The following is a 12,972-nucleotide window of genomic DNA, read 5'->3' as shown; positions in this document are numbered from 1 at the left end:
TAACCTCTTCCATGGACGCCTCCTGCAGTGGTGCTTCAACACCTCCACTCTGGCACATCGATGCCGTCAGGGGGCGTCCACCCCAACGCTTCTGGGGCGAAAGCCGAATGGCCGCTTCCGGTGGGCATGATGGCAGAAGCAGACATGTGTTCAGCGACTCTCGCCTAGGCATGCGCCGACCGGACGCCGATCGCCCAACCCCCGCCGCTTGCAATGCAGGACTTCCTGCGCTGTCACCTAGCCCGATGGCACCCCCTCTCCCCGGCATCTGGCTAAAAAGGAAGCCTTGCCTGTGTGCGCTGGGGCGATGCGGTAACGTTTGCGAGGCGCCGCAGGGGCTGGGCGTGGGCCCGGTCGACCTGCACCAAGCGGCGGACGAAGCATCCGGCGTTCGCGACGGCCTGGGCGGCGGCGCTGGGGGTGGCGGTCGCGCAGCCTCACGACGGCGAGGTGCAGGGACTACGCCGGGTGCGAACAGCCGGGCGGCAGCCAATGGCGGTGAACGCGAGCGGGTGTGATCACGCTTGCGACGAAGCAGGCGCTGTCAGCGACAGCCAGATTGCCCAAGGTGCCAGGCCCGCGCAGACACTACATGCGGTCAAGCATCCACATCTGAACGTCTGGCGTCTCCGTCAGTCGTTTATAGCCAAGCTACGTGGTCGTAAGTTCAAGCGACAAGTCGTGGTATCTGTCCATTCGCTCGAATCCTTCGTCACTCAACTTTATGATCTCGTCGTCCACCTCGACGATACCGAGTTTCAGGAGATGGCTAACCCAACGGTCTCCGACTTTCTTACTCTTCGACGTCAGATTTACCAGGTTGTCGATATAGATCGTCTGCTTTCGCAGCGCGGCTATATACGCATGCAGCATCATGTCCCACGCATATTCATCGAATATGTCCGCGGGAAAATGACCATAGCGCAGCGCCCGCAGCGCGACCTGCGTCTTGGCGAGATCGAGATTTCCGTCGAATGATGCCATGTGGCTACTAGCCTATGTTTGTGGTGTTGGCGTGGACGCGTAGAGACACATAGCGTATCCGATCCGCTCGGTCTTGAGGCATCGTATGACGAAAGACGGCAACCTCGATCGACTTTTCGGCCTTTTGGAGGAAGCGCTCGCTGAGGCCGACCTGCAGGGCAACACCCTCGCCGCGGCGCTGTTGGCTGAATGCATCGAGGCGGTCGAGGCCGCTCGTAACGATTCGAATCCGCTCGCCTAGCCCTTCTGGCCTGCGGCTTGGCGCTAGAGATACTGTCCGCCATCCTGTTGCCCTCGGAGTGACGGTGCCAGACGAAGGCCGCACACCCAATTTTCTGGCCGGCTATGCCGTTCCCGTTTGGGCAACGCCTGTTGCTGTGACAACGGCTGCTTGATCGTCTCACGACCGCTTGCTCCTGGGAGCGATAGCGGACTGGCCGCTCTGGTGGTGCATGGTGGCGCGAGCGGACATGCGCTCCACAGCGCTATTTCGATGCGCGTGCCACCGCTGGGATGATCCCCCGCCGCTTGCAATGTAGGACTTTCCGCGCTGTCACCCTGATCGATGGCGCGTCCCCTTTCTCCCCGGCAGCTCGCCGAGAACGAAGCCTTCCTCGCAGCGCTCGCGCGGTGCGGCAACGTGCGCGAGGCGGCGCGGGCGCTGGGGGTGCATCGGTCGACCTTAACCAAGCGGCGGGCGAAGCATCCGGCGTTCGCGACCGCCTGGGCGGCGGCGCTGGTGGTGTCGGCGGCGACGCCCGACGATGGCGAGGTAGAGGGGCTTCATCGGGTGCGGACGGCGGGGGGCAGCCAGTGGCGGCGTAACCGCCCGGGCGGAATCACGCGGGCGGCGGAGCAGGCGTTTCTGCTGGCGCTGTCGGCGACGGCGAACGTGCGGCTGGCCGCGGCGGCGGCTGGGTTCAGCCATGCGAGCTTCTATGCGCGGCGGCGGCGCGATCCGGTGTTCGCGCGCGAGATGCGGCTGGCGCTGGAGACGGGGTACGACCGGATTGAGCTCGCGCTGCTGGCGCAGGGCCTCGACGGCAGCGGCGCCGCCGAGGCGTGGCGGCACAACGACCCGCCGCCGATCCCGCCGATGACCGCGAACCAGGCGCTGCAGCTGCTGTACCTGCACCAGAAGGAGGCACGGCTGCTGGCGGAGCCGGCGCATCTCAAGCGCAAGCGGGGCGAGTCGAAGGACGCGCATCATTATCGGATCGCGGTGATGTACCGGCTGGCCCAGGCGCGCGAGCGTGAGCGGTTCGAGCTGGCCGAGGCGGGGCGGCGGGCGCGTGGCGAGGCGAGCTGGGCACCCGAGCGGGTGGCGCTGCCCGACCTGGCGCAGGTCGGCGGCTGGTCGAAGGCGAAACCCGGGGGCGAGGCGGGGCAGGATCGCGCGCTGTTCGGGGGCAAGCGGAAGCGCGTTCGGGCCGGACGCCGGCGGATCGCCGTCCGCACCTTATCGTAAGGAAATATTGCCCGTCATCTGCCCGGTGCGGCTCTTTTCTTTGCGAAGAGTTTGATGCGATCTTCACTTCGGGAGCGTGTCGATGAAGGCCGGAAAGACCTCGTACATCGCGTTGGGCGGCATCGCCGCGATCGTGCTGGCGCTGATCGTCGCGGTCGGCTTTGCCCAGCGTGGCGCGCCGGAGCGCAACCAACCGCGGATCGCGATGGGCAAGCCCCTGTCGGAGCAGCAGGTCCTCGCGCGGCGGCGCGGGGCGATCGGGACGGTGGCGGTCGTCGGGACGACGGCGCCCTGATCAGGCGACGGCACGCGCCTTCTGACGGAGATGCCGAAACGAGTTCGGCATCACGGGTTTCGGGTACGCAGGCCGTAGACGCAAAAAGGGCCGGGATCGCTCCCGGCCCTTTTGCTACTTTCCTCAGGCGGACGCCACGGGCGTCAATCCCGTGACGTCGGACGGTCGCCTGACGGCGCCGCCGGCCGGCCGTCCGGTTGTCGGCGCATTAGGCGCCGGCAACCTCGGCGGTGTCGACCTTGATGCCCGGGCCCATCGTCGAGGAGATCGCGACCTTCTTGACGTACTTGCCCTTGGCGCCCGACGGCTTGGCGCGGACGACCGCATCGACCAGCGCGTCGAAGTTGCGGCGCAGATCCTCGGCCGAGAAGCTCGCCTTGCCGATACCGGAGTGGATGATGCCGGCCTTTTCGACGCGGTATTCCACCTGGCCCGACTTGGCGTCCTTGACCGCCTGGGCGACGTTCATGGTGACGGTGCCCAGCTTCGGGTTCGGCATCAGCCCCTTGGGGCCCAGCACCTTGCCGAGGCGACCGACGACGCCCATCATGTCCGGGGTCGCGATGCAGCGGTCGAAGTCGATGGTGCCGCCCTGGACGGTTTCCATCAGATCCTCGGCACCGACGACATCGGCGCCGGCGGCGCGTGCTTCGTCGGCCTTGGCGCCGCGCGCGAACACGCCGACGCGGACGGTCTTGCCGGTGCCCGCGGGCAGGTTGACGACGCCGCGGACCATCTGGTCGGCGTGACGCGGGTCGACGCCCAGGTTCAGCGACACCTCGATGGTCTCGTCGAACTTCGACGTCGCGTTCTGCTTGGCGAGGTCGATCGCCTCGGCAATGCCGTGCAGCTTCTCGGCGTCGATCGACAGCGACTTCTGCTTCTTGCTCAGCTTGGCCACGGTCTTAGCCCTCCACCACTTCGAGGCCCATCGCGCGGGCCGAGCCTTCGATGATCTTCGTCGCCGCGTCGATGTCGTTCGCGTTCAGGTCCTTCATCTTGACCTGGGCGATCTCCGACAGCTGCGAGCGCTTGATCGTGCCCGCCGACGTCTTGCCCGGCTCCTTCGAGCCCGACTTGAGGTTCAGCGCCTTCTTGATGAGGAAGGTGGCCGGCGGCGTCTTCGTCTCGAACGAGAACGAACGGTCGGCGTAGACGGTGATGATGGTGGGCAGCGGCGCGCCCTTTTCCATGTCGCCGGTCTGGGCGTTGAACGCCTTGCAGAATTCCATGATGTTGACGCCGCGCTGACCCAGCGCCGGGCCGATCGGCGGCGACGGATTGGCAGCGCCCGCGGGCACCTGCAGCTTGATGTAACCTGTGATCTTCTTTGCCATGTCACTCACTCTGTAGGATCGCGGGAGGCCTCGCCCCGGCGCGATCGTTCAAGTTTAGCGGTCCAGGCGGACGCCTTCGCATCCTCCCGCACGGTTCCAGCTTACGTTGGAAGCGGCGGCGCTTAGCGGAAGTGGTGCGGCTTGTCCACCATGCACGAAAGGGGCGCCGCGCTCCCAGCACGGCGCGACGCCCCTCCCCCCCGTTACGGCGTCAGAACGTGAAGTTCGCGCCGATCCGGAAGGCGCGGCCGACTGCGCCCGCCTGGGTATAGGTCGGGTTGTAGTTGGTCGCGGCATAGTTGCCCGCGTTGAGCGGGGCGCGGGCGTCGAGCAGGTTCATGACGTTGACGTACAGCTGGAACTGGTCGTTCACCTTCATGCTGGCGTTCAGGTCGACGTCGATGAAGCTCTTCACCCGGCAATTGAAGTTGGGATCGCTGCCCTGGTACGTGCTGCTCGACGCGCAATCGCTGCCGCCGAACTGGTCGATGCCCACCGCCTTGTAGCCGTCGACATAATAAGCGGTGGCGTTGAGGGAGTAGCGGCCGACGTCGAGGCTGTTCTGCCAGTTGCCGCGCCATTGCGGCGTGCCCGCGCCCGACGAGGTGACGTAGGGCGACTGGGTGCCGACGTAATCGACATAGTCGCTGCCGTCGTCGGACTTGAAGCGATAGTGGAGGATGTACGTCGCTTCGGCCCGGCTGGTGAAGTGGATGTCGTCGCGCGGGCGGAACGAGAGCTGGGCGGCGAAGTCGATGCCCGACGTCTTGAGCGCGGCGGCGTTGGCGAACGGCCCGTTGACGAACAATGCGCGTCGCGGCGCATTGGGGAAGCTGGGATCGATCGCATCGGGGGTGATCGAATAGCCGGTCGGCAGCGTCCCGCCGGCGTAATAGGCCGACAGCGCGGTGTTGCTGAGCGGCGCCGCGGTGATGACGCCGGTCTTCTTGATGTTGTAGTAGTCGGCGGTCAGGCTGAGCCAGCGGGTCGGCTGGGCGATGATGCCGCCGGTATAGCTGGTCGACTTTTCCGGCGCGAGATTGGCGTCGCCGATGGTGTTGAAGCCGATGCCATAGGCCTGGTTGTACGAGCTGCCGCCCGAACAGGTGCCGTCGCCGTTGGCGGTCGCGCCGTGCTGGACCTGGATCGAGCAAGGCGGCCGCGCGCTGGTGAAGCCGATCACCGAGCCGCCCTTCTCCGCGAAGGACGGCGCGCGGAAGCCCTTGGAGAAGGTGCCGCGGATCGCGAACTGGCGGATGGGGGTGAACTTCGCGCCGATCTTGGGCGAGAAGTTGCTGAAGCCGTCGGAATAATGGTCGTAGCGGCCCGAGCCGTCGATCTCGAGCGAGGTCAGGACGGGCGCGTTGATCTCGAAATAGCCCGACGTCACCTTGCGACTGCCGACCGCGGTGAACTGGTTGAGGTTGATCGTCTGCGCGCTGGCGTTCTGATTGGGATCGTTGACCGCCTCGTAACGGAACGATCCGCCAACGCCGACCTGCAACGGGCCGCCCGGCAGCTGGAACACGTCCTTGGTCAGCGTACCCTGGATCATGTCGAGGTCGCTGGTCGCCTGCGTCACCACCGTCGGCGACAGCGCGCTGCGCACCGCGGCCGAGTTCAGGTCGGGATTGACGAAATTGTAGCTGCCGGTGTTGATCGCATTGGTCAGGGCCGGCAGGTTGATATAGCCGTCCTGCGTGATCGTCAGCCACGATTTCGCCGCGGTCGCATCGACCTGATAGCCCCAGCCGTCGCCGAACTTGCCGGTGATGCCGACCTGGCTGCGCAGGACGCGGTTCCGATAGGACGAGGATTGCGCGATGTCGCCGAACAGATAGCGGATCGCCGCTGCCTGGCCGTTCGCCGCGAACGGATTGCTGGGATTGAGCTGGCCGTTGCTAAGCGTCGCGGGCAGCACGATCGACAGCGTGTTGATCGGGTTCGCCGCGCGGATCGTCGAGGGCGAACCGTTCGACGTCACCTCGTTCTGGAAATAGCTGATCGAGGCATAGGCCTGGGTATCGGGGTTGATCTGAAGCGTGCCGTGGATCGTCCCGCCATAGCGCGTCTGCGACGGCTGGATCTGGCCATAGTCGCGTGCGGTATTCTGCTCGCAGCCGTTGCCGGCGCTGCCCGACACGGGGATCTGGCCCGGGCGGCAGCCGGCGGGGTTGAGCACCTGCCAAGGTCCGGTGACGATGCCCGAGCCGGACAGGATGTTGCCGGGGATCGTCTGCGTCGTCGGCGCGACGATCGCGCTGGTCGTGGTGCCGGGGACGATCGAGCCCGGGTTGTTGTTGTCGCCGCCGATCGAGGTCAGGTCGGCGGTGTCGTAGGGAAAGCCGCGCTTGCGGGCATAGATCGCGTCGTCGTGCTGGTATTCGCCGCTGACATAGACGTTGAAGCCCTGTTCGCTGAGCTTGCCATAGCCGCCGGTCAGCGTCGCCCGCTGCTCGCCGCCGTCCTTGCGCCCGGTGACGCCCGCCTCAACGGTGCCCGACAGGCCGGTAATCTCCTTCTTGGTGATGATGTTGACGACGCCCGCGATCGCGTCGGCGCCGTAGCTGGACGAGGCGCCGTCCTTCAGCACCTGGACGCGGTCGATCGTCGCGTTGGGAATGGTGTTGAGGTCGACGAACGAGCGCTGGCCGTCGTCGGCGAGCGGATAATAGGCGGTGCGCACGCCATCGACGAGCGTCAGCGTCGAGTTGACGGTCAGGCCGCGCAGCGAGACGCCCGACGAACCAGCGCCGAAGCCGTTGGCGAAGGCGGTCGGCACCGAGCCCGAATTGTCGGCCGAGATCGACCGCACCGCATCCGCGGCGGTGGTGATGCCGGCGCGGGCGAGATTGTCGGCGGTCAGCACGGTGACGGGCGACGGCGTTTCGGTATCGGTGCGGCGGAACAGCGTGCCGGTGACGACGATGTCGCCGCCCTGCGGCTGCTCGGCATCGGTGGTTGCGGGCGCCGCCGGGGCCGGGGTCGCCTGCTGCGGCGTGGCATCCTGGGCGAAGGCGGGCGTCGCCAGCCCGGCGCCGAGCGCGGCCACGAGCGACATAGCGGCGCCGCGGAGCAGCAATGCACGTAGCGGGACGGTGGAGATGGTCATGGGGGTTGTCCTTAGTCGTCACGATCGGCGCCGCCGCGGCGGGGTGGGTCAATCGTGACCCACCTCGCCCCGGACGTCCGTCCTCCCCCCCACGGAAAGAACGCTGGCAGTGCCTTGCCGCCAGGACTGCGCCCGTCTGGGGTGGGCGTAAATACGGCCCGTTTGCGTCAGCGGTGATGACGTAGCTCGTGTGGCGGAAAGGGCACGGTTTATGACGTATCGTTCATGTCGGAGGCCTAGGCGCGCGGCATGGCGGGGGACGCTGTCGCTGGCGGAATTGCGGCGGTTACTGGGGGTACAACCGGGTTTATCGGCGCGCTGGCCGCGGGGCGCACCATGTTGCTGTCATGTTTGGAGTTTAGCCGCCGCGCCAGGGTTCGCCCGGCACCCTAACGCTCCGACGCTCGATGATCGCCTTCCCACGCATTCGTCATCCCGGGCTCGACCCGGGATCCAGCGTGCGGCGGGCGTTTAGGCTGGAGGGTCGAGACAGTCGCTCGCGGCGCCTTGGATCCCGGCTCGCGGCCGGGATGACGATGGGTTGTTATGGTCGGTCAGGCTCCCCCTCGTCGTCTTCCGGTTCGACCAGTGCCAAATGGAGGTCTGCCAGGGCGCAATGTACGCGCACCGCCTCGATACAGGTGGCGTGTTGCGCCGCTTCCCGTTCAGCCTCTGCCCTGGCGTAATGAAATTGCCGATGATCGGTCATTGACATGGCTCCCGTGTCGCCAGCACGATCCTGCAAGCGACGGAAACCCGCCACTAATCATGTTAAAACCGTGGGTTAGATCGCGACGAGGGGAAAGCCGCCAGACCAGACATGGCAAATTCCCCGCCGAGCGCCTATGTGGCGCCTTCCATGACATTCGCGACTCTCCCGACGGCGCTCGCCGAAGCGCTCTCCGCACGTGGCTATACCGAGCCTACCCCCGTCCAGGCCGCCGTGGTCGCCGACGAGGCGCACGGCCGCGACCTGCTCGTGTCCGCCCAGACCGGGTCGGGCAAGACCGTCGCCTTCGGCCTTGCCGCCAGCGACGAGCTGATCGGCGAGGATGGCCGCCTGCCCGCCCCCGGCCTGCCGATGATGCTGGCGATCGCGCCGACGCGCGAGCTTGCGCTTCAGGTCGCCAAGGAGCTGGCCTGGCTCTATCAGGGCGCGGGCGCGCGGATCTCGACCTGCGTCGGCGGCATGGATGCCTCGCGCGAGCGGCGTTCGCTTGGCCACGGCACACACATCGTCGTCGGCACGCCGGGCCGGTTGCGCGATCACCTCGAACGCGGCGCGCTCGACCTGTCGGCGCTGAAGGTCGCGGTGCTCGACGAGGCCGACGAGATGCTCGACATGGGCTTTCGCGAGGATCTGGAGACGCTGCTCAACGCGACCCCGACCGAGCGGCGGACGCTGCTGTTCTCGGCGACGATGCCGCGCCCGATCGTCCAGCTCGCCAAGACGTACCAGCGCGACGCGCTGCGCATCGCGACGATCGGCGAGGATCGCGGCCATGGCGACATCGACTATGTCGGCATCGCGGTGGCGCCCGCCGACATCGAACACGCGGTCATCAACCTGCTGCGCTATTACGAGGCGGAAACGGCGATGCTGTTCTGCGCGACGCGCGACAATGTCCGCCACCTCCACGCCAGCCTGACCGAGCGCGGCTTCGCGGCGGTGGCGCTGTCGGGCGAGCATTCGCAGAACGAGCGTAACCAGGCGTTGCAGGCGCTGCGCGACCAGCGTGCGCGGGTGTGCGTCGCGACCGATGTCGCCGCGCGCGGCATCGACCTGCCCTCGCTCAGCCTGGTCGTCCATGTCGAGCTGCCGCGCGATGCCGAAACGCTGCAGCATCGGTCGGGCCGCACCGGACGCGCGGGGCGCAAGGGCACCGCGGTGCTCGTCGTGCCCTATCCACGCCAGCGGCGGACCGAGGCGATGCTGCGCTCGGCGCGGATCGCGGCGCGGTGGGAGCCGGTGCCGACCGCGCAGATGATCCGCGAGAAGGATCGCGAGCGGTTGATGACAATGCTGCTCGAGCCCGTCGAGGTCGACGACGAGGATCGCGTCCTCGCCGCCGAGCTGGTGGCGCAGAAAAGCGCGCAGGAGCTGGCCGAAGCGCTGGTCCACGCCCGCCGCGCGGCACTGCCCGCGCCCGAGGACATGATCGACCGCGCGCCCGAGCGCAGCCAGCCCGCACATCGCGAGGGCTTCGACGATACGGTGTGGTTCCGCATGAACGTCGGCCGGCGCCACAATGCCGACCCGCGCTGGATCCTGCCGCTGATCTGCCGCCGCGGCAACATCACCAAGAACGAGGTCGGCGCGATCCGCATCCAGCCGAACGAGACGGGTTTCCAGATCCCGCGCGCGATCGCGGCGAAGTTCGCAGCGGCGGTCATCAAAACCGCCGGCTCCAACGGCGAGGACGAAAGCGGCATCCGCATCGAGCCGGCCGAGGGCGGCCCCGCCCCCGTGCGCAGCAACGACACCGGCGCCGGTCCGCGCCGCGGCCCGCCGCGCGGCGGCCCCGCCCGCGGCGGCCCCAACCGCGGGGCACCGCGTCGGCGGTAGGGTCTCGAAAACGGAAGCAGTCGCCTGCGGAGTCATGGATCCCGGCTCAAGGCCGGGATGACGGAGGTTGGGGAGGCCGCCCCCGACGTCATCCCGGGCTCGACCCGGGATCCATCATGCGGCGAGCGACTGAACTCAAGATCGGACACAGTCGCCCGCGGAACCATGAATCCCGGCTCGAGGCCGGGATGACGGGGGGCCTCAAATCCCGACGATCCCCCCGTCGTTCTTGGTGATGACGATCGTCGCGGAGCGCGGGCGGCCGGTGCCGGTGCCGGTCGCTTGGCTTTGCGGCCAGGTCGAGGTGATGTTCGACGGGCCGCCGTTCTCGCCGGGGTGCTGGACGTTGACGAATAGCGAGCGGCCATCGGGCGTCGTGTCGATGCCGGTGATCTCGCACTCCTTCGGCCCCACCAGGAAGCGCTTCAGGCTGGCGCCCGACGTCTTGCCGACCCGCGTCGCCTGGGTGCCGCTGGTCGACCCCAGGGTATTGGTGATCGTCCGCGTGCCGCCGTCGCCGACCGTGCCGGGGATCGCCGCGAGCAGCATGCAGTTGGTGACGTCGGTATAGGCGCCGTCGTCGGTCTCGATCCACAGCAGCGGCGTGCCCTGGCCCGATACGTTGCTCGACCGTGCGAACCAGAGGCCGTCGGGCGACGAGAAGTCGTTGGTCGCGTCGAGCGACGACAGGTTGATGTTCTGCGCATTCAGGTCGGCGCCAGAACCGAACGCATAGATGTCCCAGGTGAAGCTGGTCGCCTCGGTCGTGTCGCCGGTCTCGCGCAGGCGGACGATATGGCCGTTGGCGTTGCCGTTGGTCTGGCCGCCGGTCGTCTTGGGGTCGGTATAGGCGCGCGGATTGGCGGCGTCGGTGTTGGCGACGGTACGCGACGAGTTGTTGGTGAGCGTGCAGTACATCTCGCCCGTCACCGGGTTGACCGCGGTCCATTCGGGGCGGTCCATCTTGGTCGCGCCCAGCGCGTCGCCGGCGAGGCGCGCGTGGGTCAGCACGTCGGCCTGATCGGCGAAGGCATAGGTCGCGTAGCCGGTCGCGGTGAGCGGCCCCTGGCCGAACACCAGCGGCAGCCACTGGCCGCTGCCGTCGGCGTTGAAGCGCGCGACGTAGAGCGTGCCTGAATCGAGATACTTGTCGCCGATCGCCAGGCGGCTCGACGGCGTCGCATCGGCGGCCGACCAGGCGGTGTTCGACACGAATTTGTAGATATATTCGTTCTGCGCGTCGTCGCCCATGTAGAAGGCGGGCTTGACCCCGGCGACGGTGCGGCCGGGCCAGCAGCCCTCGTGGTTCATGCGGCCGAGCGCGGTGCGCTTGCGCGGGGTCGAGCTGGGGTCATAGGGGTCGATCTCGACCACCCAGCCATATTGGTTGGGCTCGTTGCGGAAGTCGCCGGTGCCGTTGGCGGGCTTGGTCGCGTCGACGGTCGCGTTGAACTTCGCGATGCGCGAATCCCCCGCGGCGGCGGTGGCCCAGCCGTAATTGCCCACGCGCAGCGTATCGCCAGACCCGGTGCTGAGGCCGTAGCGGGTGAAGGCGACGACCGACTTCGCCCCTAGCGCCGCGGCACGACGCGCATTGTCGCCCGCCTCGCGCCGATAATAGCCCGCCCAATTCTCTTCGCAGGTCAGGTAGGTGCCCCAGGGCATCGTCCCGTTGGCGCAATTGTTGATCGTGCCGCGGCCAGCGACCCCGGTCGGCGAATAGGCGGTGAAGAGCAGCGCATTGCCCGCGACCGGCCCCGAGAAGCTGGTCGGGGTGAAGGGCGTGACGCGGCGGTTGAGGCTGCTGCCCGCGACATAGCTCCACGCGCCGGTCGACGCGCGGGTGATCTCGACGACGCTGACGCCGTGCGCCTCGATCTCCTTGATGACCTCTGCGGTGGGACGCACGCCGTTGGTCGACGTCGGGCCGTTGGGGTGGAGATAGCTTTGCGTGATATTCTCGTGGTTCATCACCAGCAGGCCGCGCGACGAATTCGACGTGTCGGCGGACGTGCCGCTGGCGGCGAGGCCGAAATAGCTCATGCCGTCGTGATGATCGCCGGCGCGCCCGGCGAAGTTGGTGTCGCTGCCGTCGTTGGCATAGGCGGCGACGCTGCCGCTGATCGGGTCGCCCAGGCGATACAGGACGGTGACCGAATAGCCGGCGGGCACGGCGACGACGTCGGCCAGACTCTTGGGCACGGCGGTGAAGTCGAGGCTGGCGGGCGCGACGGTGACGGTGGTGTCGGCGGTGCTGGTGGTGCCGCCCGACGACGTGCCGGCGAAGCGGAAGCCGAGCGTGGTCGCGGTCGCGACGCCGGGTGCGACGAACGTCGCCTTGCCGTCGCCGGCGTCGGTCAGTGCGACCGTCGGACCGCTGGTCTGCTGCCATCCGCTCGACCGGCCGCCCGACCCCGTCACGGTGCCGACGAGCGTCACCGTCTTGCCGGCGGCGGTCGCCACCGCGCTGCCCGCCGAGACGGTGATCGCGTCGTTGCGATCGCCGTCGTCGTCGCAGCCCGTTAGCATCGCGCTGCCGAATGCCGCCGCCGCCATCGCCGAAATGCCGCCCATCAGGGTCTGGCGACGCGAATAGCGTTCGGCGACGAGATCGTTGAGGTGGCGCCCGTGGCTGCGGTTGGTGTCGATATCGCCGTCGTCATAGGCGAAGGCGTCGGTCGTCGTGGTCATGGCAATCCCCCCGGATCAAGGATGCGGGCAAAGCTGCCCGATGGCCGCGTTCTTGGCGGCGCTGCGCGACAGTGGCGTGAAGGCGGCGCGACGGGACGGTGACGGTTGCGTGACGGTTCAGGGAAAATGATCCTCCCCCGCCAGGGGAAGGTGGCGCGCCGGAGGCGTGACGGAGGGGGCGGACGCCGGGCATGTCGAGGGGGGCGTGGCTTACCGCCCCCTCCGTCAGGCTTCGCCTGCCACCTCCCCCTGGCGGGGGAGGATGTGATCCACCCAACCACCGCATTGACGCAGCCCGGCTATCCCCGTATAGGCGCGCGCAGTCCGGCCCTGTGCCGGGCGTCCGTCCAAGACAGTAGGTGGCCGCTCGCGGCCTTAATCTCCTACCGAGGCGGGGACAGGAATTCATCGGCTCGGCAGCGCATAAGCGCTCGTTCGGGCTGCCGCACTTTCGGGTGCCCTTCCCCATCTATGGACACCGCGCCGGCCTACCGCGAGGTGAGTTCGCTCGTCCTCGAT

General features: G+C 67.7%; 10 protein-coding genes. 5 read left to right on the top strand and 5 right to left on the bottom strand.

What is annotated here, in order from left to right; genetic code table 11:
- Positions 1 to 420: 420 nt before the first annotated feature.
- The 4 genes from GGQ80_RS17520 to GGQ80_RS17505 all read left to right on the top strand — a co-directional run bounded on the left by GGQ80_RS17520 (position 421) and on the right by GGQ80_RS17505 (position 2,747).
- The gene (locus GGQ80_RS17520; RefSeq protein ID WP_183987283.1) at positions 421 to 978 is read left to right on the top strand and encodes a hypothetical protein; all 558 of its coding nucleotides are present in this window, start codon (positions 421 to 423) and stop codon (positions 976 to 978) included.
- Positions 979 to 1,069: 91 nt separating this feature from the next.
- The gene (locus GGQ80_RS17515) at positions 1,070 to 1,225 is read left to right on the top strand and encodes a hypothetical protein (protein ID WP_183987281.1); all 156 of its coding nucleotides are present in this window, start codon (positions 1,070 to 1,072) and stop codon (positions 1,223 to 1,225) included.
- Between the two features lie 324 nt (positions 1,226 to 1,549).
- Positions 1,550 to 2,452, top strand: a complete 903-nt coding sequence (locus GGQ80_RS17510; protein WP_183987279.1) for a helix-turn-helix domain-containing protein — start codon at positions 1,550 to 1,552, stop codon at positions 2,450 to 2,452.
- An 82-nt stretch (positions 2,453 to 2,534) separates the two neighbouring features.
- Positions 2,535 to 2,747 (top strand): hypothetical protein, encoded by a 213-nt coding sequence (locus GGQ80_RS17505; protein ID WP_183987277.1) that lies wholly within the window; start codon positions 2,535 to 2,537, stop codon positions 2,745 to 2,747.
- 208 nt (positions 2,748 to 2,955) lie between these two features.
- Here GGQ80_RS17505 and rplA read toward each other — a convergent pair whose 3' ends face one another.
- From rplA to GGQ80_RS18350, 4 genes are all read right to left on the bottom strand, one after another.
- Positions 2,956 to 3,648 carry a 50S ribosomal protein L1 gene (gene rplA / locus GGQ80_RS17500; RefSeq protein ID WP_183987275.1) on the bottom strand — a complete coding sequence of 231 codons (693 nt, stop codon included), beginning with the start codon at positions 3,646 to 3,648 and terminating at the stop codon, positions 2,956 to 2,958.
- Between the two features lie 4 nt (positions 3,649 to 3,652).
- On the bottom strand, positions 3,653 to 4,084 hold the full coding sequence (rplK, locus tag GGQ80_RS17495; RefSeq protein WP_183987273.1) for a 50S ribosomal protein L11: 432 nt from the start codon (positions 4,082 to 4,084) through the stop codon (positions 3,653 to 3,655).
- 211 nt (positions 4,085 to 4,295) lie between these two features.
- The gene (locus GGQ80_RS17490) at positions 4,296 to 7,196 is read right to left on the bottom strand and encodes a TonB-dependent receptor domain-containing protein (RefSeq protein WP_183987271.1); all 2,901 of its coding nucleotides are present in this window, start codon (positions 7,194 to 7,196) and stop codon (positions 4,296 to 4,298) included.
- Positions 7,197 to 7,740: 544 nt separating this feature from the next.
- On the bottom strand, positions 7,741 to 7,905 hold the full coding sequence (locus GGQ80_RS18350; RefSeq protein ID WP_221364480.1) for a hypothetical protein: 165 nt from the start codon (positions 7,903 to 7,905) through the stop codon (positions 7,741 to 7,743).
- 150 nt (positions 7,906 to 8,055) lie between these two features.
- Between GGQ80_RS18350 and GGQ80_RS17485 the strand changes: the two genes are divergently transcribed.
- Complete coding sequence (locus tag GGQ80_RS17485; protein ID WP_183987269.1) at positions 8,056 to 9,762, top strand: DEAD/DEAH box helicase; 1,707 nt, start codon at positions 8,056 to 8,058, stop codon at positions 9,760 to 9,762.
- 201 nt (positions 9,763 to 9,963) lie between these two features.
- Here GGQ80_RS17485 and GGQ80_RS17480 read toward each other — a convergent pair whose 3' ends face one another.
- Positions 9,964 to 12,453, bottom strand: coding sequence for a PhoX family protein (locus GGQ80_RS17480; protein ID WP_183987267.1), 2,490 nt, complete (start codon positions 12,451 to 12,453; stop codon positions 9,964 to 9,966).
- Positions 12,454 to 12,972: the final 519 nt, after the last annotated feature.

The organism is Sphingomonas jinjuensis (assembly GCF_014197105.1).
Lineage (GTDB): Bacteria > Pseudomonadota > Alphaproteobacteria > Sphingomonadales > Sphingomonadaceae > Sphingomonas > Sphingomonas jinjuensis.
This window is presented reverse-complemented; position numbering and strand designations above follow the sequence as displayed.